Origin of the sequence: Streptomyces sp. NBC_01210, from assembly GCF_036010325.1 — a bacterium.
GTDB lineage: Bacteria > Actinomycetota > Actinomycetes > Streptomycetales > Streptomycetaceae > Streptomyces.
This window is the reverse complement of sequence record NZ_CP108549.1, coordinates 2139546-2160699: the sequence shown is the minus strand read 5'-3', so window position 1 is coordinate 2160699 and position 21154 is coordinate 2139546. Positions and strand designations below refer to the sequence as shown.

The 21154-nt window shown below is 66.0% G+C and carries 16 protein-coding genes and 2 rRNA genes; 11 read left to right on the top strand and 7 right to left on the bottom strand.

Translation table 11 applies throughout. The features are described 5' to 3' along the window. Window positions 1–205: 205 nt before the first annotated feature. A complete protein-coding gene (locus OG735_RS09760) occupies window positions 206–2788 on the top strand; it encodes an ABC transporter ATP-binding protein/permease (RefSeq protein WP_327322735.1) in 2583 nt (860 codons plus the stop codon). Between the two features lie 92 nt (window positions 2789–2880). Here OG735_RS09760 and OG735_RS09755 read toward each other — a convergent pair whose 3' ends face one another. From OG735_RS09755 to OG735_RS09745, 3 genes are all read right to left on the bottom strand, one after another. Continuing rightward, entirely contained in the window at window positions 2881–3585 is a 705-nt protein-coding gene (locus tag OG735_RS09755; protein WP_327322734.1) for a transglycosylase SLT domain-containing protein, read from the bottom strand. A 284-nt stretch (window positions 3586–3869) separates the two neighbouring features. Continuing rightward, window positions 3870–4937 (bottom strand): S-adenosylmethionine:tRNA ribosyltransferase-isomerase, encoded by a 1068-nt coding sequence (locus tag OG735_RS09750; protein ID WP_327322733.1) that lies wholly within the window; start codon window positions 4935–4937, stop codon window positions 3870–3872. Continuing rightward, complete coding sequence (locus OG735_RS09745) at window positions 4934–5632, bottom strand: SDR family NAD(P)-dependent oxidoreductase (protein WP_327322732.1); 699 nt, start codon at window positions 5630–5632, stop codon at window positions 4934–4936. Before OG735_RS09745 ends, OG735_RS09750 begins: the two co-directional genes overlap by 4 nt. Before the next feature lie 199 nt (window positions 5633–5831). Here OG735_RS09745 and OG735_RS09740 point away from each other — a divergent pair, with 199 nt between their 5' ends. The 3 genes from OG735_RS09740 to OG735_RS09730 all read left to right on the top strand — a co-directional run bounded on the left by OG735_RS09740 (window position 5832) and on the right by OG735_RS09730 (window position 8028). Continuing rightward, window positions 5832–6977 (top strand): GAF domain-containing sensor histidine kinase, encoded by a 1146-nt coding sequence (locus tag OG735_RS09740; RefSeq protein WP_327322731.1) that lies wholly within the window; start codon window positions 5832–5834, stop codon window positions 6975–6977. A gap of 25 nt (window positions 6978–7002) precedes the next feature. Beyond that, entirely contained in the window at window positions 7003–7635 is a 633-nt protein-coding gene (locus OG735_RS09735; RefSeq protein WP_327322730.1) for a response regulator transcription factor, read from the top strand. A 147-nt stretch (window positions 7636–7782) separates the two neighbouring features. Then, window positions 7783–8028, top strand: a complete 246-nt coding sequence (locus OG735_RS09730) for a chaplin (RefSeq protein WP_327322729.1) — start codon at window positions 7783–7785, stop codon at window positions 8026–8028. Between the two features lie 586 nt (window positions 8029–8614). On the opposite strand, the gene OG735_RS09725 is transcribed toward OG735_RS09730, so the two are convergent. Further along, complete coding sequence (locus OG735_RS09725) at window positions 8615–9397, bottom strand: hypothetical protein (protein WP_327322728.1); 783 nt, start codon at window positions 9395–9397, stop codon at window positions 8615–8617. Window positions 9398–9532: 135 nt separating this feature from the next. Between OG735_RS09725 and OG735_RS09720 the strand changes: the two genes are divergently transcribed. The 4 genes from OG735_RS09720 to OG735_RS09705 all read left to right on the top strand — a co-directional run bounded on the left by OG735_RS09720 (window position 9533) and on the right by OG735_RS09705 (window position 12769). Then, window positions 9533–10330 carry an ABC transporter ATP-binding protein gene (locus OG735_RS09720; RefSeq protein ID WP_327322727.1) on the top strand — a complete coding sequence of 266 codons (798 nt, stop codon included), beginning with the start codon at window positions 9533–9535 and terminating at the stop codon, window positions 10328–10330. 132 nt (window positions 10331–10462) lie between these two features. Beyond that, window positions 10463–10891: an NfeD family protein gene (locus OG735_RS09715; protein WP_327322726.1), complete on the top strand. Its 429-nt coding sequence runs from the start codon at window positions 10463–10465 to the stop codon at window positions 10889–10891. A gap of 91 nt (window positions 10892–10982) precedes the next feature. Beyond that, window positions 10983–11942 carry an SPFH domain-containing protein gene (locus OG735_RS09710; RefSeq protein ID WP_327322725.1) on the top strand — a complete coding sequence of 320 codons (960 nt, stop codon included), beginning with the start codon at window positions 10983–10985 and terminating at the stop codon, window positions 11940–11942. A 59-nt stretch (window positions 11943–12001) separates the two neighbouring features. Then, on the top strand, window positions 12002–12769 hold the full coding sequence (locus OG735_RS09705; RefSeq protein WP_327322724.1) for a sulfite exporter TauE/SafE family protein: 768 nt from the start codon (window positions 12002–12004) through the stop codon (window positions 12767–12769). Window positions 12770–12822: 53 nt separating this feature from the next. Here the strand turns inward: OG735_RS09705 and OG735_RS09700 are convergent, their stop codons facing one another. From OG735_RS09700 to OG735_RS09690, 3 genes are all read right to left on the bottom strand, one after another. After that, complete coding sequence (locus OG735_RS09700; RefSeq protein WP_327322723.1) at window positions 12823–13332, bottom strand: HNH endonuclease; 510 nt, start codon at window positions 13330–13332, stop codon at window positions 12823–12825. Between the two features lie 155 nt (window positions 13333–13487). After that, window positions 13488–14018, bottom strand: a complete 531-nt coding sequence (locus tag OG735_RS09695; RefSeq protein WP_327322722.1) for a YbhB/YbcL family Raf kinase inhibitor-like protein — start codon at window positions 14016–14018, stop codon at window positions 13488–13490. A 44-nt stretch (window positions 14019–14062) separates the two neighbouring features. Further along, window positions 14063–14845 (bottom strand): sporulation protein, encoded by a 783-nt coding sequence (locus OG735_RS09690; RefSeq protein ID WP_327322721.1) that lies wholly within the window; start codon window positions 14843–14845, stop codon window positions 14063–14065. Between the two features lie 74 nt (window positions 14846–14919). Here OG735_RS09690 and OG735_RS09685 point away from each other — a divergent pair, with 74 nt between their 5' ends. The 3 genes from OG735_RS09685 (at window position 14920) to OG735_RS09675 (ending at window position 21055) form a co-directional block, all read left to right on the top strand. Continuing rightward, window positions 14920–15561 (top strand): DNA-3-methyladenine glycosylase, encoded by a 642-nt coding sequence (locus OG735_RS09685; protein ID WP_327322720.1) that lies wholly within the window; start codon window positions 14920–14922, stop codon window positions 15559–15561. A gap of 545 nt (window positions 15562–16106) precedes the next feature. Continuing rightward, a 16S ribosomal RNA gene (locus OG735_RS09680) occupies window positions 16107–17632 on the top strand. 299 nt (window positions 17633–17931) lie between these two features. After that, window positions 17932–21055: ribosomal RNA gene (locus OG735_RS09675) — 23S ribosomal RNA — on the top strand. The 16S and 23S rRNA genes sit together here, the layout of an rRNA operon. The last annotated feature ends 99 nt before the right edge of the window (window positions 21056–21154 follow it).

The following is a 21154-nucleotide window of genomic DNA, read 5'->3' as shown; positions in this document are numbered from 1 at the left end:
CCCAGTTGCCCCCGGTCGCGCATGATCCGTACGCACTCATGGGCGGTTACCACTCTCCGTGGGTGTTTCTCCTCCGTCAACGGCCCGCCCGAAGGCGGTCTTCACATGGCCCGACTTTCGGATACGGGATCGGGCCTGAAATAGTTCCTCACGATGTTCGCCATCCCTAGACTCCCTGCGATGGGGGTAACTCGGGGGACAACTAGTGGGGCATGGAGTGCCGGAACTCGTACTGGAATTGAACGGAAGGACCTGGACCCTCGATCCGTCCAGGTCATACACCCTCGGACGTGATCCGCAGGGCGACCTGGTGATCGACGACGCCAGGGTCTCGTGGCGGCACGCCAGCATCAGCTGGGGCGGCCGCAGTTGGGTGATTGAGGACCACGGCAGCACCAACGGCACATACGTGCAGGGCCAGCGGATCCATCAGATGGAGATCGGCCCCGGCTCGGCGGTACATCTGGGCAATGCGACCGACGGCCCCCGGCTGAACCTCTCCGGAGCCGGCGCGAGCGGGTACAGCGCCCAGGGAGCCGCGCCCCAACAGCAGGCGGTCAAGCAGCAGGTCCCGGCCCAACAGGCCCCGGCCCAGCAGCCGCAGCAGGGCTGGCAGCAGCAGGCTCCGGCTCAGCAGCCGCAGCAGGGCTGGCAGCAGCAGGCTCCGGCTCAGCAGCCGCAGCAGGGCTGGCAGCAGCAGCCACCTCAGGCGCAGGTCCCGCACCAGCAGGGACCCGGCGGCGCGGGCGGTGCCGCGGGGGCCCCGCCGGTGTACGGGGACCGCAGCCCGACCACGTTCCATCAGCTGGCCCTCGGCCGGGTGATGCGTATCGGTCGTGCGCTCGAGAACGAACTGGTCGTCTCCGACCTCCAGGTCTCGCGCAACCACGCCGAGTTCGTGGCCACTCCCGACGGCCGCTTCGAGATCCGCGACCTCGGATCCCACAACGGCACATATGTCAACGGTCAGCCGATCGCCAAGTCCGGCACCGTACTCATCGGCCCGAACGACATCGTCGGCGTCGGCCACTCGACGTTCCGCCTCGTCGGCGACCGGCTCGAGGAGTTCGTCGACACCGGCGAGGTCTCCTTCTCCGCACGTCATCTGACGGTGACGGTCGACGGCGGCAAGCAGATCCTGCGTGACGTCTCCTTCGGCGTACCGGAGAAGTCGCTGATCGGCGTCATCGGCCCCTCGGGATCCGGCAAGTCCACCCTGCTCAAGGCGCTCACCGGCTACCGGCCCGCCAACCAGGGCGACGTCCTCTACGACAACCGCAGCCTCTACAAGCAGTTCGCCGAACTGCGCCAGCGCATCGGTCTGGTTCCGCAGGACGACATCCTGCACAAGGAGCTCACCGTCCGTAAGGCGCTCAAGTACGCGGCCAAGCTCCGCTTCCCCGGTGACACCGCCGAGGCCGAGCGCGAGGCCCGTATCGACGAGGTGCTGCGTGAGCTCAAGCTCGACATCCACAAGGAGAAGAAGGTCACTTCGCTCTCCGGTGGCCAGCGCAAGCGTGTCTCGGTCGCCCTCGAGCTGCTGACCAAGCCGTCGCTGATCTTCCTGGACGAGCCGACGTCGGGCCTCGACCCGGGCATGGACCGCGATGTCATGCAGCTGCTCCGTGGCCTCGCCGACGACGGCCGTACGGTCCTGGTGGTCACCCACTCGGTGGCCGAGCTCGCGCTCTGCGACAAGCTCCTCGTCATGGCCCCCGGCGGCTCGGTGGCGTACTTCGGCCCGCCGGAGGAAGCGCTCAACTTCTTCGGCTACACCACCTGGGCCGACGTCTTCTCCGCGTTCGAGAACTACCGTGACTACGACTGGGCGGGCCGCTGGCGCGGTTCGCAGCACTACCAGATGTACGCCGCGGACATCGACGCCGTCGCCGCGCAGTCGGTGCACATGCCGCCGCCGCAGCAGATGCGCCCGCCGAAGCCGCAGAGCTGGGGCTCCCAGCTGTGGACGCTGATCCGCCGCTACTCCTCGGTCATCGCGTCCGACAAGGGCTTCCTCGGCCTGATGGTGATCCTGCCCGCGGTCCTGGGCCTGGTCAGCGTTGTCATTCCGGCGAAGTTCGGCCTCGCGCCGCCCACGCCGCCGAGCAGGTTCAACGGCGACGCCGGCACGATCATGCTGATCCTCGCGGTCGGCATGTGCTTCTCCGGCGCGGCCAACTCCGTACGAGAACTGATCAAGGAACGGGTCATCTACGAACGGGAACGGGCCACCGGCCTGGCCCGCTCGGCGTATCTGATGTCCAAGGTGATCGTCCTCGGCGTGATCACGGCCATCCAGGGCGTCATCATCTGCGGCATCGGCTTCGCCACCCGCGACCTGCCCGCAGAGGGCCTGATCATGCCTCCGGCCGTCGAGATCTGCCTCGTCGTCATCGCGCTGGGCTTCACCTCGATGATGTTCGGCCTGGTCATCTCCTCGCTGGTGAAGACCGCCGAGAAGACCATGCCGCTGCTGGTCATGTTCGCCATAGTCCAGGTCGTCTTCACCGGCATCCTCTTCCAGGTCTACGGTTCGCCCGGCCTGGAGCAGTTCGCCTGGCTGATGCCGTCCCGGTGGGCCATCGCAGGCGCGGGCGCGACGCTCGACCTGTCACATCTGATGCCGCCGTGGGACCCGAACAAGCCCACCGACCTTGATCCGCTGTGGGAGCACTCGGCGGGCCAGTGGGGCCTGAACATCACGATCCTGCTCGCCATCGGCGTCATCTGCGGCGTCGCGGTCGCGCGACTGCTGCGCCGCCACGAGCCGGAGGTCATGCGCAAGTAACGCGTCTGCGCATCTGTCCGTGTACGCGCCGAGGGCGGCACCCCCTGTGGGGTGCCGCCCTTCGGCGTAGCTGTCGGACCGCCCGGAGCGGCTCAGTAGGCGCTGTCGACGTTGTCGATCGTGCCGTACTTGTCGGCGGCGTAGTTGGCCGCGGCCGTGATGTTGGCGACCGGGTCGTACTGGCTGTGCGCCGTACCGGCGACGTGGTACGCGTCGAACGTCGGCTTGATGACCTGCAGCAGGCCGATCGACGGAACACCGTTGATCGCGTTGATGTCCCAGCCGTTGATGGCCTTCGGGTTGCCGCTGGACTCACGCATGATGTTGCGGTGCAGACCCTCGTACGTGCCGGGGATCTTGTGCTTCTTCATGATGTCGAGCGACTCGCGGATCCAGCCGTCAAGGTTGTTGGCGTAGATCGGCTTGCGGGCGGCACCGCGGCTGGCGGCCTGCTGCTTCGCACGCTTCTTGGCGTCGGCCTGGGCCGCCTTCTTCTTGGCAGCGGCCTCGGCCTCGGCCTTGGCCTTGGCGGCAGTCGCGGCCTTGGCCTTGGCGGCAGCGTCCGCCTTGGCGGCGACAACCGTCTGCTGCTTGACGATGCTCGCGTGGACAGCGGTCGTCTGCGCGGCGGTGGTCCCGGCGCTCCATGCCACGGGGGCGGTGGCGAGGGCCTCGGTCTGGGTGGCGGAGGCGTTACCCGGGACGAGGGAGAACGTGAGGGCGGCGACGGCAGCGGCGGCGATACCGGCGATCGAGACCTTGTTGGTCTTGGTCAGGCGGGTGCTGAACGCGGACATACAGACGTACCTCTTCGAATAGCGGAAGTCGCATCAGGCCGGGTGCGGCGCTGCGCTCCTCGGCGGCGACGGGAGCAATTCTTAGCGGCAGCAAAATGTTGTGGCAAAGGTGTGACGTACGACCCGCGATAGTGGATCAGGGCGTCGCGATGACGCCTTTTTCCCACTCATTACCGATTACCGGGTGAGATGCCCCTTTTGTGCCTACTAGAGGCGTTCGTAAGTGACCTACGCCCTATGCCCGGGCTCACATCGAGCACCTGTCGATCTCACCATGCGTTGCTTCAGCAATGCGAAGAGTGAGGGTCTTCGGCGGGGAGTATGAGGTGGACGTCGCCGAACTCGTGCCACAGGTAGAGACGGCGCACTGCCTCGGTATAGCTGCGGCACAGTGCCGCCTGCCCGGCGATCGCCTCCAGCATCAGCAGATGCGAGGCCTCCGGCTCGTGCAGCCCGGTCAGCAGCCCGTCCACCGCATGCACGCCGCGCCCAGGCGTGATGACCAGATCGGTCCACCCCGAGGCAGCCCGCACGACTCCGTCCGGACCCGCCGCCGACTCCAGGGCGCGGACCGCCGTCGTACCGACCGCCACGATCCGCCCGCCGCCCGCCCGCGCGGCATTGACCAGCCACGCCGTCGTCGCCGGCACCTCGAAACGCTCCGGGTACGGCGGCTCGTGTGCCTCCGCCGACGCCACCCCCGTATGCAGAGTGATAGGTGCGAACTGCACGCCCCGGCTCACCAGCGCCGCCACCAGCCGCGTCGTGAAGGGACGCGCGGCGCTCGGCATCTCCGCCGATCCCGCCCCGTCGGGGGAGGGGAGCGCGAAGACCGTCTGATACGCGGCCAGGGGCTGGTCCCCAGTCGTGTACCGGTACCGGATCGGCCTGCCGTACCGATGCAGCAACTCCGGCACATCCACCGACACCGACGCCCACCACAACCGGTCGGCGCCCGGCGTGAGCGGCGTCTCCAGTACGAGCTGCTTGCCCCCGGGAAGCCGTACGACCGCACCGACCGGCCCGCCGGCGCGCGGCAGAGTGCTGCCCGCGCCGTCCGGGCGGCGCAGCTCCACCGCCCACCGCCCGTCGTCCCCGCGCGTCGAGAAGTGCACGACGACCGCCTCGCCGCCGACCCGCCCATTGACGGCGGCGGGCAGCGTGGCCGACGTATTGACCACCAGCACGTCCCCGGCCCGCAGCTGCCCGGGAAGGTCACGGAAGGCGTGGTGGGACACCTCCGTCCCGCGGGAGACCATCAGCCGTACGTCGTCCCGACCCGATCCGCGCTCCTCGGCAGGCACCCTGGCCGACAGCTCCTCGGGCACCCACAGCGACTCCAGCACCTTCATCGCGCATCCAGCAGCGAGGGCGCCGCGTACCGACCGCTGACGGGTCGCTGTTCCAGCAGCCGGAGGAAGCCCGGCGCCACCGTTTCCGGCGCCGGTCGCGGGTCGTCGTCGCCCGGTACCGCGGCCGCGTACAGATCCGTCTGCATATCGCCCGGGTCCACCGTCCACACCCGCAGCTCCGGCTCCTCGACGGCGAGGACCGCCGCGAGATGGTCGAGCGCCGCCTTCGAGGCTCCGTAGCCGCCCCAGGTCTCGTACGCCTCCGCCGCCGCGTCCGAGCTGACCGCGATCACCGTGCCCGCCCCCGACGCCCGCAGCAGCGGCAGCGCCTCCTGTACGAGTCCGAGCGCGGCGACCACATTGGTCTCCAGCGCCGCCCGCAGCCCCTCCAGCGGCAGCGCGTCCAGCCGCACCAGCGGCTCGGCCCCCAGCGCGCTCGCGTTGCTCACCAGCAGGTCGAGACCACCGAGCTCACGGGCCGCGGCCACCAGCTCCTTGTGGTGCCCGGCATCGGTGACATCCCCCACCACCGCCACCACGCGCGTCCCGTACGCCGCGCGGATATGACGCGCGCTCTCCTCCAGGACGCTCGCGGTTCTGGCCCCCAGCGCCAGATCCCAGCCCTGCCGGGCGAGGGCCGCCGCGAGCGCACGCCCCAAGCCCTTCGAAGCCCCAGTGATCACCGCTACCGGCATGATGTCCATCCCCTTGTTCCGCTGTTCCGCTTGTTCCGCTGTTCCGCGTCGGTGCCACCAACGTAGGAACGCGACACCGCGCACCGCCTCGTGCGCGGGACCCCACCGGCCAAGGGATTTCGACCTACGTCCTGAGCCCTAAGCGGTAGCCGTCCCCGGCCCGATACGGACCGTCACACCCCGCCGGTACGGTGAGTTCATGAGTCACCGACCGAGCTCCGGCCTCGCCGCCGTGAGCACCGCGCTCCTCGCGATGAGCAGGCATCTCGAGGTGCGTGACGTGCTGAAGACGATCGTCGCCTCGGCGCGTGAGCTCCTTGACGCCGAGTACGCGGCGCTGGGCGTGCCCGACGACCACGGCGGCTTCGCCCAGTTCGTGGTCGACGGCGTCAGCGACGCGCAGTGGAAGGCGATCGGCCCGCTTCCGCGGCAGCACGGCATCCTCGCCTCGATGCTCCGCGAGGCGAAGGTGGAGCGCCTCGCCGATGTCCGCGAGGACCCCCGCTTCGAGGGCTGGCCGTCCGCCCACCCGGACATGTCCGACTTTCTCGGCCTGCCGATCAAGGACGGCGACGAGACCATCGGCGCGCTCTTCCTGGCGAACAAGCGGTGTCCCAAGCCCGACGGAGGCTGCGGCTTCACCGCCGAGGACGAGGAGCTGCTCTCCATCCTCGCCCAGCACGCGGCGATAGCCCTGACCAACGCCCGGCTGTACGAGCGCAGCCGCGAGCTCACCATCGCCGAGGAACGCTCCCGCCTCGCCCATGAGCTGCATGACGCGGTGAGCCAGAAGCTCTTCTCGCTCCGGCTGACCGCCCAGGCCGCAGCCGCCCTGGTGGACCGCGACCCGGCCCGCGCCAAGGGCGAGCTCCAGCAGGTCGCCGTGCTCGCCGCGGAGGCCGCGGACGAACTGCGCGCCGCCGTCGTCGAGTTGCGCCCCGCCGCCCTCGACGAGGACGGACTGGTCAACACACTCCGTACGCATATTCAGGTCCTCGACCGCGCGCACACCGCCCGGGTCACCTTCGACAGCCGCGTTGTCCGAGCGCTGCCGGTCGCCCAGGAGGATGCCCTGCTCCGGGTCGCCCAGGAGGCCCTGCACAATGCGCTGCGACACTCCGGCGCGGACGAGGTCGATGTGGTCCTGGTCCGCCGCGGCCAGGGCGTGGTCCTCAGCGTCACCGACAACGGCAAGGGGTTCGAGCCGAAGTCGGTCCGCCGGGCCGGCCGCCATCTGGGACTGGTCTCGATGCGGGACCGGGCGAACGGGGTCGGCGGAACGCTCACCGTGGAATCGGCGCCCGGAAAGGGCACCACGATCGAGATGGAGGTGCCCGGTGGCTGAGGCTGTGCCCCATGCGAGGACTGGGATGATCCGTGTCCTGCTGGTCGACGACCATCAGGTGGTACGGCGAGGACTGCGCACCTTCCTCGAGATCCAGGACGACATAGAGGTCGTCGGCGAGGCGGCGGACGGTGCCGAGGGCGTTGCCGGCGCCGAGGAGCTGAAGCCGGACGTCGTCCTCATGGACGTCAAGATGCCCGGGATGGACGGCATCGACGCCCTCCGTAAACTCCGTGAGCTGTCGAACCCCGCCAAGGTGTTGATCGTCACCAGCTTCACCGAGCAGCGCACCGTCGTCCCCGCACTGCGCGCGGGTGCCTCGGGTTACGTCTACAAGGACGTCGACCCGGAGGCGCTGGCCCGCGCGATCCGCTCCGTGCACGCGGGCCATGTGCTGCTCCAGCCGGAGGTCGCGGGCGCGCTGCTCTCGCAGGACGACCCGAGCAATGGCACGGGCCGCGGCAGCACCCTCACCGAACGGGAGAGGGAGGTACTGGGCCTGATCGCCGACGGCCGGTCGAACCGCGAGATCGCCCGGGCGCTCGTGCTGTCCGAGAAAACCGTCAAGACACATGTCTCGAACATTCTGATGAAGCTGGATCTGGCGGACCGCACCCAGGCGGCGCTGTGGGCCGTGCGGCACGGTCTGGCGGGCTGAGACGGGCCAACCGGAGCGTCCAGCTCAGATCGGAGATTCATACCGTCGGGTGTATGTCACCCGTACGGCGCATCCTGATCGACTCGCGGCCGTTCTTCATGGCGTGCTGCGGCGGCCGGCCGCAGCGAAGCTCAGGAGGATTTCGAAGTGAAGAACCTGAAGAAGGCCGCTGCCCTCACCATGGTCGCCGGTAGCCTCGTCGCCGCCGGCGCCGGTGTGGCGTCCGCCACCACCGGTGCGCACGCCAATGGCAAGGCTTCCCACTCCCCGGGCGTTGTCTCCGGCAACCTGGTGCAGGCCCCGGTGCACGTCCCGGTGAACGTCGTCGGCAACACCGTCAACGTGATCGGCGCGCTGAACCCGACGTTCGGAAACGCCGGCTACAACGGCTGACCGGTTCCGATCAGTGCCCCCGGCTCCTCACCACCTGCCTAAGTACTCGGTCATGTGGTCGGGGTGGGCCGGGGGCGTTGGTGGTTGCTGTCCGGTGGGTGGTTTCCTCCGGCGGACTGCTGTACCCCCGTGGCGGGCGGTCTTGTCCCGTTCGGGTGGGGAGGGGCCGTGCAGTGTCGTCCCCGCCAGTTGCCCGGTCATGCGGTTGAGGTGGGCCGGGGGCGTTGGTGGTTGCTGGTCGGTGGGTGGTTTCCTCCGGCGGACTGCTGTACCCCCGTGGCGGGCGGTCTTGTCCCGTTCGGGTGGGGAGGGGCCGTGCAGTGTCGTCCCCGCCAGTTGCCCGGTCATGCGGTTGAGGTGGGCCGGGGGCGTTGTTGGTTGTTCTTCGTGGGTGGTTTCCTCCGGCGAACCGTGGGGGGATTGGCGGCAAAACCGGGGGCACGCACCAAGAGCCTGTACGCCGCCGACCCCGAGGAGTCGAGCCCGGAGGGGCACCGGAGCCCGCACCCGACAAGACCCCGCCCCGCCGGAGGCAGCCCGTGCTGGACAAGACCCCGCGGCCCGGGCAACACCCCCCGCCGGAGGCTCACCGCTCCCGCTCCTCGACGTACGCGTTGTACGCCGCCACCTGCGCCCGTCGCGCCACCCGTTCCACCGGGCGCAGCGCCTCGCCCCTCGCCGCCATCTCCGACGCGCTCACCGCCCCGCCGTGCCCGTTCTCGTACGCCACCGAGATCAGCAGCCCGACCCGCTGCGCCAGCTCCAACACCCGTACCGCCCGCGGCGGATACCCGGGTGCCAGCATCTCGCCCACCCCCCGCTCCGCCCGCGCCCGATACGCGTCGATCGCCGCCTCCGCCACCGGCCCCGACGCCGCCACATCCAGCCGCGACAGCACCTCCGTCGCGTCCCGCAGCGCCTCCGCGAGCTCCCGCTCCGCCTCCCCGAGCGACGGCACATCCGCGGGCGGCGCCTCCCGCACCGGCAGGCAGTGCCAGACGACCTCCACATGCAGATCACCCGCGGGCCCGGCCTCGTAGACCTCGGGCACCAGCCCGTACGTGGCGCCGGAAGCGACGACCGCCTCCTCCGCGTCGAGCGCCCGCGCGTTGAACTCCGGTGGCCCGCTGAGCCCCAGCGGATGCCCCGGCGCCGGCAGCGCGACCCGGTACCCGGTCACCCCGAGCGCCCGCAGCCGCCCCAGCGCAAGCGTGAGCCCGACCGGGCCCGCCTCGCCCGGCAACCCCTCCACCCGGTGCACCGCGTCGTCGCCGACGATGGCGAGCGCCGCGTCATCCGGTGATACAAATCCGGCCAACAGGGCATTTCCCCATGCGGCCAGCCGTCCTGAGCGTGGTTCGGAAAGCATGGACCCAGCCTAGGGACCGGACCGGGCGACTGGGCCACCCGACCGGTGGCGTAAGTTTTCCCTGGGAGCTGTGCCCACAGGTGCATAAACCGCCCCCAATACCTCAAGACGATTGCATGGGGAGACAACGCGCTCATGAGCGATGTACTGGAGCTGGTGGACGTATCCGTGGTCCGCGACGGACGCGCTCTGGTGGACGACGTCTCCTGGTCGGTCAAGGAAGGTGAGCGCTGGGTCATCCTCGGCCCCAACGGCGCCGGCAAGACCACCCTCCTCAACATCGCCTCCAGCTACCTCTTCCCGACCTCCGGTACGGCCAGAATCCTGGGCGAGCGGCTCGGCACCGCCGGTGTTGACGTATTCGAGCTCCGCCCCCGTATCGGCATGGCGGGCGTCGCCATGGCCGAGAAGCTCCCCAAGCGCCAGACCGTGTTGCAGACGGTCCTCACCGCCGCGTACGGCATGACAGCCACCTGGCACGAGGACTACGACGCCGTCGACGAGGAGCGCGCCCGCGCCTTCCTCGACCGCCTCGGCATGACCGAGTACCTGGACCGCAAGTTCGGCACGCTCTCCGAGGGCGAGCGCAAGCGCACTCTGATCGCCCGCGCGATGATGACGGACCCCGAGCTGCTGCTCCTCGACGAGCCGGCCGCCGGCCTCGACCTCGGCGGCCGCGAGGACCTGGTCCGCCGCCTCGGCCGCCTCGCCCGCGACCCGTACGCCCCCTCCATGATCATGGTCACGCACCATGTCGAGGAGATCGCCCCGGGCTTCACCCACGTCCTGATGATCCGTCAGGGCAAGGTGCTGGCCGCCGGTCCCATGGAGACCGAGCTGACCTCCCGCAACCTTTCGCTCTGCTTCGGCCTCCCGCTGGTCGTCGAGCAGAACGGCGAGCGCTGGACCGCGCAGGGCCTCCCGCTCGGCTGACTCCGGCCCGGCCGATTCGGCTGCCCGGCCCCGTAGTTGGGGCGACCTCGGCCCGGCCCGCGCGGCTGACCTGATCTCGCCCCTGCCCTCGCCCCCTGTCCCCACCGCGACCGGCGGACCTACCATGACCACGTGGACATCGACGCATGGGTGTGGTGGCTGATCGGCGCGGTCGGACTGGGCATTCCGCTCGTACTGACGGCGATGCCCGAATTCGGCATGCTCTCCGCCGGAGCGGTGGCCGCGGCCGTCGTCGCGGCGCTCGGCGGCGGCACGGTGGCCCAAGTGCTCGTCTTCGCCGTGGTCTCCGTCGCACTCATCGCCGTTGTACGCCCCATCGCCACCCGGCACCGCTCCCAACGCCCTCAATTCGCCAGCGGAGTCGACGCGCTGAAAGGCCGTCAGGCCGTCGTCCTGGAACGGGTCGACGGCAGCGGCGGCCGGATCAAACTCGCCGGTGAGGTGTGGTCCGCGCGCGCACTCGACGCGACCATGTCGTACGAGGCAGGCCAACAGGTCGACGTAGTGGAGATCGACGGAGCCACCGCCGTGGTCATGTGACAAATCGAAGCCGAACACCCCCCACATCAGCCCGTGTTCTGGGAAACTCGATCATCAGAATCATCCGGCAGCGAAGGGCACAGGGAACACGATGCAACCGATCATCATCGTCCTGATCATTCTGGTGGTGCTGGTCTTCATCGCCCTGATCAAGACGATCCAGGTCATCCCACAGGCCAGCGCCGCCATCGTCGAACGCTTCGGGCGCTACACCCGCACCCTCAACGCGGGCCTGAACATCGTCGTCCCGTTCATCGACTCGATCCGCAACCGCATCGACCTCCGTGAACAGGTCGTCCCCTTCCCGCCCCAGCCGGTGATCACCCAGGACAACCTGGTGGTCAACATCGACACCGTCATCTACTACCAAGTGACCGACGCCCGCGCCGCCACGTACGAAGTCGCCAGCTACATCCAGGCGATCGAGCAGCTCACGGTCACCACCCTGCGAAACATCATCGGTGGCATGGACCTCGAGCGGACCCTGACCTCCCGCGAGGAGATCAACGCGGCCCTGCGCGGCGTGCTCGACGAGGCCACCGGCAAGTGGGGCATCCGCGTCAACCGTGTCGAGCTCAAGGCGATCGAGCCGCCCACCTCCATCCAGGACTCGATGGAGAAGCAGATGCGCGCCGACCGTGACAAGCGCGCCGCGATCCTCACCGCCGAGGGCATCCGGCAGTCGCAGATCCTCACCGCCGAAGGTGAGAAGCAGTCCGCGATCCTGCGCGCCGAAGGTGAGGCCAAGGCGGCCGCGCTGCGCGCCGAGGGCGAGGCCCAGGCCATCCGTACGGTCTTCGAGTCCATCCATGCCGGCGACGCCGACCAGAAGCTCCTCGCCTACCAGTACCTCCAGATGCTCCCGAAGATCGCCGAGGGCGACGCCAACAAGCTCTGGATCGTGCCCAGCGAGATCGGCGACGCGCTCAAGGGTCTGAGCGGCGCCATGGGCAACTTCAACCCGATGGCCGGCATGGGCGGCGGCTCCGGCTCCGGCAAGTCCGGCGGAGGCAACGGCACAGAACGCCGCGAGCAGCCCCCCATCGACTGACCCCGGTATCCCCTCAGGCATGATCGGTGCATCCGGCACCGATCATCGAGAGGCACAGCGTGACCATCTGGGAGATGCTCGCCGTCTTCGCCGCGGGCATCAGCGCCGGCACCATCAACACCATCGTCGGCTCAGGAACACTGATCACCTTCCCGGTGCTCCTCGCCACCGGCCTGCCCCCGGTCACCGCCACAGTCTCCAACGCCCTCGGTCTGATTCCCGGCTCGGTCAGCGGCGCCATCGGCTACCGCGCCGAACTCACCGGCCAGCGCAGCCGCCTCCTGCGCCTCAGCATCGCCGCCGCGATCGGCGGCATCAGCGGAGCTCTGCTGCTCCTGATGCTCCCCTCGACGGCCTTCGAGACGATCGTGCCGGTACTGGTCGCGCTCGCCCTCATCCTGGTGATCCTCCAGCCGCGCATCACCAAGGCCGTCCAGCGCCGCCGCGAGCGCAATGGCAGCCACGCCCACCCCGACGGCGGCCCGCTCTTGTTCATCGGATTGCTGATCGCCAGCGTCTACGGCGGCTACTTCACCGCCGCCCAAGGGATCATCTACCTGTCCCTGATGGGCATGCTGCTCGACGACACCCTGCAGCGCCTCAACGCCGCCAAGAACGTCCTCGCCGCCGTCGTCAACAGCATCGCCGCGCTCTTCTTCCTCTTCGTCGCGGACTTCGACTGGACAGCGGTCCTGCTGATCGCGGTCGGCTCAGCCATCGGCGGCCAGCTCGGCGCCAAGATCGGCCGCCGCCTCCCGCCGACGGCCCTGCGCGTACTGATCGTGGTGGTCGGCAGCGTCGCCATCGTCCAACTGCTGCTGCGCTGACGCAGGAAGGCCCACCTCCGAACGGAGGCGGGCCTCATGAAGACTGCTGCTTCCTACGCGGCCGGCTGCGCCGTCAGCCACTGCGGCAGCTCCGACCGCTCACCGGCCCGCATCCCGAGCAGCATCGCGTCCGCCGGAGACGGTACGAACGGCTCGTGGAGCAGCGGCATCCCTGCCTGCTCCGGCGTACGGTCCGCTTTGCGGTGATTGTCCTCGGCGCAGGACGCGACCGTATTCAGCCAGCTGTCCGCACCACCGCGCGACCGCGGCACCACATGGTCCACAGTCGTGGCGCGCTTGCCGCAGTACGCGCACCGGTGCTGGTCCCGTACCAGCACACCCCGCCTCGACCACGGCGCCTGTCTTCGAAAAGGCACCCTGACATAGCGGCAGAGCCTGATCACCTGGGGCACCGGAAGATCGACCGCGGCAGCACGCACACGGAGTCCGGGGTGGGCCTGCTCGACGACGGCCTTGTCCTGCAGGACCAGCACCACCGCACGGTTGAGTGTCACTGTCGACAGCGGCTCGAAGCTCGCATTCAGTACCAGCGTGTCCCGCACCTCGCCCACCTCCCGTTCGCCGGCCCAGCCCATTGCGGGCCTTGGGCTTGGATCAACTTTGGCCGGGCGCGCCGAGATGGACAACGCAATAAAAGATGCCCTGCCCTGATCTCTCCAAGACCAGGGCAGGGCAAACAACAAACGAACGCTGAGCTCTAGGCGGGCCCCTCGTACTCAGCGATCAGCTGCGCTCGGGCCAGCGTGTGAAACCGCAGATTGAAGCCGACGACGGCGGGCGAGACGTCCGCGTCGGGCCCGAGCTTCGCCCGGTCCACCGCGTACACGGTGAAGACATAGCGGTGGTTCTCACCGGCCGGCGGAGCCGCACCGCCGAAGTCCTTCGACCCGTAGTCGTTGCGGACCTGAACGGCACCCTCGGGCAACCCCTCGAACTTCCCACTGCCCGCACCCGCCGGCAGCTCAGTGACCGACCCCGGGATGTCGAAGAGCACCCAGTGCCAGAAACCGCTGCCCGTCGGCGCGTCCGGATCGAAGCACGTCACGGCGAAGCTCTTGGTCTCCGCCGGGAAGCCTTCCCACCGCAGCTGCGGCGAGGTGTTGCCCGCCGAGTGGACCTGGGCGTCCTTCAGTACCGACCCCGGCGCGATGTCATCGCTCACCACCGTGAACGACGGCACCGCCGGATGAAAGTCGTGCGGAAGCGGCGCCCTCTTGAGCTCGGTCACGTCTGAACCTCCGATTCGGCTGTCCTGTCCTGCCGCATCCGAGCCTAGAGCCAGTTACGACGCCCGCCGACATCGGCGAGCCACTGGTTGAGGTATGCCGCCCAGTCGGTCGACTGGAAGTCGTGGTGACCCACCTTGAAGGCCTTGTACGAGTCACTGCCCTCGCTGAACAGCCCCGGCTTCTTGTCCATCTCGAGGATGACGTCCATCTCGCGGTCGTCGGCGACAAACGTGAGCTCGACCTGGTTCAGCCCCCGGTACTGCTGCGGCGGGAAGAACTCGATTTCCTGGTAGAACGGCAGCCGCTGCCGCGTACCGCGAATGTGCCCGCGCTCCATGTCCGCGCTCTTGAAGCGGAAGCCCAGCCCGATGAAGGCGTCCAGGATCGCCTGCTGCGCCGGCAGCGGGTGCACGTTGATCGGGTCCAGGTCGCCCGAGTCCAGGGCCCGCGCGATCTCCAGCTCCGTCGTCACACCGATGTTCATCCCGCGCAGCTGCTGCCCGGCGATGCTCGTGACCGGGGTCTCCCACGGAATCTCGAGCCCGAACGGCACCACGTGCACAGCCCCTGCCTTCACCTCGAAGGCGCCACCGAGCCGCTGCTTGGTGAACTCGATGTCCTGCTTGACCTCTTGGTCACCACCCTCGACCTCGACCCGCGCCTGCAGACCGACGGAGAGCCCCTCGATCAGCTGATCCACCGAGCCGCCCTGGATGCGCACCTCGCCCTGCACCACACCACCGGGCACCACGTTCGCCTCGGTCAGCTCCGTCTCCACGGAAGCACCGCCGGCGCCCAAGCTTGCAAGCAGCCTCTTGAAGCCCATGTCCACTCCTTCTTGGTCCTGACCCCTACATACGCGCGACGACCGTAGTCGGTTCCCCGCTAGGCTCATACGCCATGATCGAGAGCCCCGACCGTACGCCGATGCCCCGGGCGTTCTTCGACCGCCCTGTTCTGGAGGTCGCCCCGGAGCTCCTTGGCTGCACCCTGACACGCCTGACCGACGGCGGTCCCATCGAGTTGCGCCTCACCGAAGTAGAGGCGTATGCGGGCGAGGTCGACCCCGGCTCCCACGCCTACCGCGGCCGCACCGCGCGCAACGACGTGATGTTCGGACCGCCCGGCCATGCGTACGTCTACTTCACCTACGGCATGTGGCACTGCCTCAATGTGGTGTGCGGCCCGGAGGGCATGGCGAGCGGTGTCCTCCTGCGCGCAGGTGAGATCCGAGTAGGCGCCGACCTCGCACGTAAACGACGGTTCTCGGCCCGTAGTGACAAGGAACTGGCCAAAGGCCCGGCCCGTCTGGCCACGGCCCTCGACGTCGACCGCGACCTGAACGGCACCGACCTCTGCGCCGGCCCGACCGCCCCACTGTCCCTACTGCCCGGTACCGCACCGAGCTCTGACCAGGTGCGCAGCGGCCCGCGCACGGGAGTCGGCGGTGAGGGCGCCCACCACCCCTGGCGGTTCTGGATCGACGGCGACCCCACTGTGAGCCCCTACCGGGCCCATACGCCGCGCCGCAGGGCAACTTGACTCGGCCTGCCGGGACGCCTAACGTAGCCCGAGCCGCTTGAAACGGGCCCTGCTGTTCAGCAACCCGAAGTGGCCATCCACTACTTACTACCAACCCAACCGGGTGGGATTTCGGCATGCCGAAATCCAAGCCGAATGACTCGATTATGAGTCGCCTGGGGAATCGGTTAAAGTAGTGAACACGCCGAAAGGCAAAAGGCCCCCAACGGCCACTGGAATCAAATTCCTAACCGGAAACGGAACGGGAAAAGGATCTGGTAAGGTTGGAAACACGAAGGGAAGCGCCCGGAGGAAAGCCCCAGACAATGTTCTGCGGGTGAGTACAAAGGAAGCGTCCGTTCCTTGAGAACTCAACAGCGTGCCAAAAGTCAACGCCAGATATGTTGATACCCCGGCCTGTTTCGGCAGGTTCGAGGTTCCTTTGAAAGTCCTGCTACTGCTCTGCAGTGGCAGGCAATGACACAGCGAGGACGCTGTGAACAGTCGGTCTTATTCCGACCGGCTGTTCCGCTCTAAGTGGTGTTGATCCCGATCACGGGAGAACATTCATGGAGAGTTTGATCCTGGCTCAGGACGAACGCTGGCGGCGTGCTTAACACATGCAAGTCGAACGATGAAGCCCTTCGGGGTGGATTAGTGGCGAACGGGTGAGTAACACGTGGGCAATCTGCCCTTCACTCTGGGACAAGCCCTGGAAACGGGGTCTAATACCGGATAACACTCCTCCCTGCATGGGGAGGGGTTGAAAGCTCCGGCGGTGAAGGATGAGCCCGCGGCCTATCAGCTTGTTGGTGGGGTGATGGCCTACCAAGGCGACGACGGGTAGCCGGCCTGAGAGGGCGACCGGCCACACTGGGACTGAGACACGGCCCAGACTCCTACGGGAGGCAGCAGTGGGGAATATTGCACAATGGGCGAAAGCCTGATGCAGCGACGCCGCGTGAGGGATGACGGCCTTCGGGTTGTAAACCTCTTTCAGCAGGGAAGAAGCGAAAGTGACGGTACCTGCAGAAGAAGCGCCGGCTAACTACGTGCCAGCAGCCGCGGTAATACGTAGGGCGCAAGCGTTGTCCGGAATTATTGGGCGTAAAGAGCTCGTAGGCGGCTTGTCACGTCGGATGTGAAAGCCCGGGGCTTAACCCCGGGTCTGCATTCGATACGGGCTAGCTAGAGTGTGGTAGGGGAGATCGGAATTCCTGGTGTAGCGGTGAAATGCGCAGATATCAGGAGGAACACCGGTGGCGAAGGCGGATCTCTGGGCCATTACTGACGCTGAGGAGCGAAAGCGTGGGGAGCGAACAGGATTAGATACCCTGGTAGTCCACGCCGTAAACGTTGGGAACTAGGTGTTGGCGACATTCCACGTCGTCGGTGCCGCAGCTAACGCATTAAGTTCCCCGCCTGGGGAGTACGGCCGCAAGGCTAAAACTCAAAGGAATTGACGGGGGCCCGCACAAGCAGCGGAGCATGTGGCTTAATTCGACGCAACGCGAAGAACCTTACCAAGGCTTGACATATACCGGAAAGCATCAGAGATGGTGCCCCCCTTGTGGTCGGTATACAGGTGGTGCATGGCTGTCGTCAGCTCGTGTCGTGAGATGTTGGGTTAAGTCCCGCAACGAGCGCAACCCTTGTTCTGTGTTGCCAGCATGCCCTTCGGGGTGATGGGGACTCACAGGAGACTGCCGGGGTCAACTCGGAGGAAGGTGGGGACGACGTCAAGTCATCATGCCCCTTATGTCTTGGGCTGCACACGTGCTACAATGGCCGGTACAATGAGCTGCGATGCCGCGAGGCGGAGCGAATCTCAAAAAGCCGGTCTCAGTTCGGATTGGGGTCTGCAACTCGACCCCATGAAGTCGGAGTTGCTAGTAATCGCAGATCAGCATTGCTGCGGTGAATACGTTCCCGGGCCTTGTACACACCGCCCGTCACGTCACGAAAGTCGGTAACACCCGAAGCCGGTGGCCCAACCCCTTGTGGGAGGGAGCTGTCGAAGGTGGGACTGGCGATTGGGACGAAGTCGTAACAAGGTAGCCGTACCGGAAGGTGCGGCTGGATCACCTCCTTTCTAAGGAGCACTTCTTACCGGGCTTGCCCGGTCAGAGGCCAGAACACCGGCGAATGTCCGGTGCTGGTTGCTCATGGGTGGAACGTTGACTATTCGGCACGGTTTGCTGGCTTCACTAGTACTGCTTCGGCGTGGAACGTGAGAGTTGGTGGGTCGTGCCGGGCGCGCTGTTGGGTATCTGAGGGTGCGAGCGTGAGCTCGCCCTTCGCGATGCCGGCCCCAGTGAACTCGCTCGTGAGAGCGGGGTGGTGGGTGGCTGGTCGTTGTTTGAGAACTGCACAGTGGACGCGAGCATCTGTGGCCAAGTTTTTAAGGGCGCACGGTGGATGCCTTGGCACCAGGAACCGATGAAGGACGTGGGAGGCCACGATAGTCCCCGGGGAGCCGTCAACCAGGCTTTGATCCGGGGGTTTCCGAATGGGGAAACCCGGCAGTCGTCATGGGCTGTCACCCACTGCTGAACACATAGGCAGTGTGGAGGGAACGAGGGGAAGTGAAACATCTCAGTACCCTCAGGAAGAGAAAACAACCGTGATTCCGGGAGTAGTGGCGAGCGAAACCGGATGAGGCCAAACCGTATGCGTGTGATACCCGGCAGGGGTTGCGCATACGGGGTTGTGGGATCGCACTTCAACAGTCTGCCGGCTGTTGGGCGAGTCAGAAACCGTTGATGTAGGCGAAGGACATGCGAAAGGTCCGGCGTAGAGGGTAAGACCCCCGTAGCTGAAACATCAGCGGCTTGCTTGTGCGACACCCAAGTAGCACGGGGCCCGAGAAATCCCGTGTGAATCTGGCGGGACCACCCGCTAAGCCTAAATATTCCCTGGTGACCGATAGCGGATAGTACCGTGAGGGAATGGTGAAAAGTACCGCGGGAGCGGAGTGAAATAGTACCTGAAACCGTGTGCCTACAAGCCGTGGGAGCGTCGCTGTGTGTGCTTGCACATGCAGTCGTGACTGCGTGCCTTTTGAAGAATGAGCCTGCGAGTTTGCGGTGTGTTGCGAGGTTAACCCGTGTGGGGAAGCCGTAGCGAAAGCGAGTCCGAACAGGGCGATTCAGTAGCGCGCTCAAGACCCGAAGCGGAGTGATCTAGCCATGGGCAGGTTGAAGCGGAGGTAAGACTTCGTGGAGGACCGAACCCACCAGGGTTGAAAACCTGGGGGATGACCTGTGGTTAGGGGTGAAAGGCCAATCAAACTCCGTGATAGCTGGTTCTCCCCGAAATGCATTTAGGTGCAGCGTCGTGTGTTTCTTGCCGGAGGTAGAGCACTGGATAGGCGATGGGCCCTACCGGGTTACTGACCTTAGCCAAACTCCGAATGCCGGTAAGTGAGAGCGCGGCAGTGAGACTGTGGGGGATAAGCTCCATGGTCGAGAGGGAAACAGCCCAGAGCATCGACTAAGGCCCCTAAGCGTACGCTAAGTGGGAAAGGATGTGGAGTCGCAGAGACAACCAGGAGGTTGGCTTAGAAGCAGCCACCCTTGAAAGAGTGCGTAATAGCTCACTGGTCAAGTGATTCCGCGCCGACAATGTAGCGGGGCTCAAGCGTACCGCCGAAGTCGTGTCATTGCAGCAATAGGGCCAACGCCCGCTGTGATGGGTAGGGGAGCGTCGTGTGCCGGGTGAAGCCGCCGCGTAAGCGAGTGGTGGACGGTTCACGAGTGAGAATGCAGGCATGAGTAGCGATACACACGTGAGAAACGTGTGCGCCGATTGACTAAGGGTTCCTGGGTCAAGCTGATCTGCCCAGGGTAAGTCGGGACCTAAGGCGAGGCCGACAGGCGTAGTCGATGGACAACCGGTTGATATTCCGGTACCCGCTTTGAAACGCCCAGTATCGAGCCCATTAATGCTAAGGCCGTGAAGCCGCCCTGATCTCTTCGGAGTTGAGGGGAGTGGTGGAGCCGCCGGCCCAAGGTGGTAGTAGGTAAGCGATGGGGTGACGCAGGAAGGTAGTCCAGCCCGGGCGGTGGTTGTCCCGGGGTAAGGGTGTAGGCCGTGTGATAGGCAAATCCGTCACACATTAAGGCTGAGACCTGATGCCGAGCCGATTGTGGTGAAGTGGATGATCCTATGCTGTCGAGAAAAGCCTCTAGCGAGTTTCATGGCGGCCCGTACCCTAAACCGACTCAGGTGGTCAGGTAGAGAATACCGAGGCGTTCGGGTGAACTATGGTTAAGGAACTCGGCAAAATGCCCCCGTAACTTCGGGAGAAGGGGGGCCATCACCGGTGACGGCATTTACTGCCAGAGCTGGGGGTGGCCGCAGAGACCAGCGAGAAGCGACTGTTTACTAAAAACACAGGTCCGTGCGAAGCCGTAAGGCGATGTATACGGACTGACGCCTGCCCGGTGCTGGAACGTTAAGGGGACCGGTTAGTCACATTTCGGTGTGGCGAAGCTGAGAACTTAAGCGCCAGTAAACGGCGGTGGTAACTATAACCATCCTAAGGTAGCGAAATTCCTTGTCGGGTAAGTTCCGACCTGCACGAATGGCGTAACGACTTCTCGACTGTCTCAACCATAGGCCCGGTGAAATTGCACTACGAGTAAAGATGCTCGTTTCGCGCAGCAGGACGGAAAGACCCCGGGACCTTTACTACAGTTTGATATTGGTGTTCGGTTCGGCTTGTGTAGGATAGGTGGGAGACTGTGAACTCTGGACGCCAGTTCAGGGGGAGTCATCGTTGAAATACCACTCTGGTCGTGCTGGATGTCTAACCTGGGTCCGTGATCCGGATCAGGGACAGTGTCTGATGGGTAGTTTAACTGGGGCGGTTGCCTCCCAAAGGGTAACGGAGGCGCCCAAAGGTTCCCTCAGCCTGGTTGGCAATCAGGTGTTGAGTGTAAGTGCACAAGGGAGCTTGACTGTGAGACCGACGGGTCGAGCAGGGACGAAAGTCGGGACTAGTGATCCGGCGGTGGCTTGTGGAAGCGCCGTCGCTCAACGGATAAAAGGTACCCCGGGGATAACAGGCTGATCTTCCCCAAGAGTCCATATCGACGGGATGGTTTGGCACCTCGATGTCGGCTCGTCGCATCCTGGGGCTGGAGTCGGTCCCAAGGGTTGGGCTGTTCGCCCATTAAAGCGGTACGCGAGCTGGGTTTAGAACGTCGTGAGACAGTTCGGTCCCTATCCGCTGCGCGCGCAGGAGTCTTGAGAAGGGCTGTCCCTAGTACGAGAGGACCGGGACGGACGAACCTCTGGTGTGCCAGTTGTCCTGCCAAGGGCATGGCTGGTTGGCTACGTTCGGAAAGGATAACCGCTGAAAGCATCTAAGCGGGAAGCCTGCTTCGAGATGAGGACTCCCACCCCCTTGAGGGGTTAAGGCTCCCAGTAGACGACTGGGTTGATAGGCCAGATGTGGAAGCCGGGCAACCGGTGAAGCTGACTGGTACTAATAGGCCGAGGGCTTGTCCTCAGTTGCTCGCGTCCACTGTGTTGTTCCCGGGTTGCGAACAGTCGCACCGGTTGAACAAAGTTTCACACTTATTTACTTAATTGAAGAGTGTGCTTGTTC

Bases quoted from the DNA above. Each gene is read 5' to 3' on its own strand.
- OG735_RS09755 (WP_327322734.1), bottom strand. From the start codon at position 3,585: ATGTCCGCGTTCAGCACCCGCCTGACCAAGACCAACAAGGTCTCGATC.
- OG735_RS09750 (WP_327322733.1), bottom strand. From the start codon at position 4,937: ATGAAGGTGCTGGAGTCGCTGTGGGTGCCCGAGGAGCTGTCGGCCAGG.
- OG735_RS09745 (WP_327322732.1), bottom strand. From the start codon at position 5,632: ATGCCGGTAGCGGTGATCACTGGGGCTTCGAAGGGCTTGGGGCGTGCG.
- OG735_RS09740 (WP_327322731.1), top strand. From the start codon at position 5,832: ATGAGTCACCGACCGAGCTCCGGCCTCGCCGCCGTGAGCACCGCGCTC.
- OG735_RS09735 (WP_327322730.1), top strand. From the start codon at position 7,003: ATGATCCGTGTCCTGCTGGTCGACGACCATCAGGTGGTACGGCGAGGA.
- OG735_RS09725 (WP_327322728.1), bottom strand. From the start codon at position 9,397: ATGCTTTCCGAACCACGCTCAGGACGGCTGGCCGCATGGGGAAATGCC.
- OG735_RS09720 (WP_327322727.1), top strand. From the start codon at position 9,533: ATGAGCGATGTACTGGAGCTGGTGGACGTATCCGTGGTCCGCGACGGA.
- OG735_RS09710 (WP_327322725.1), top strand. From the start codon at position 10,983: ATGCAACCGATCATCATCGTCCTGATCATTCTGGTGGTGCTGGTCTTC.
- OG735_RS09690 (WP_327322721.1), bottom strand. From the start codon at position 14,845: ATGGGCTTCAAGAGGCTGCTTGCAAGCTTGGGCGCCGGCGGTGCTTCC.
- OG735_RS09685 (WP_327322720.1), top strand. From the start codon at position 14,920: ATGATCGAGAGCCCCGACCGTACGCCGATGCCCCGGGCGTTCTTCGAC.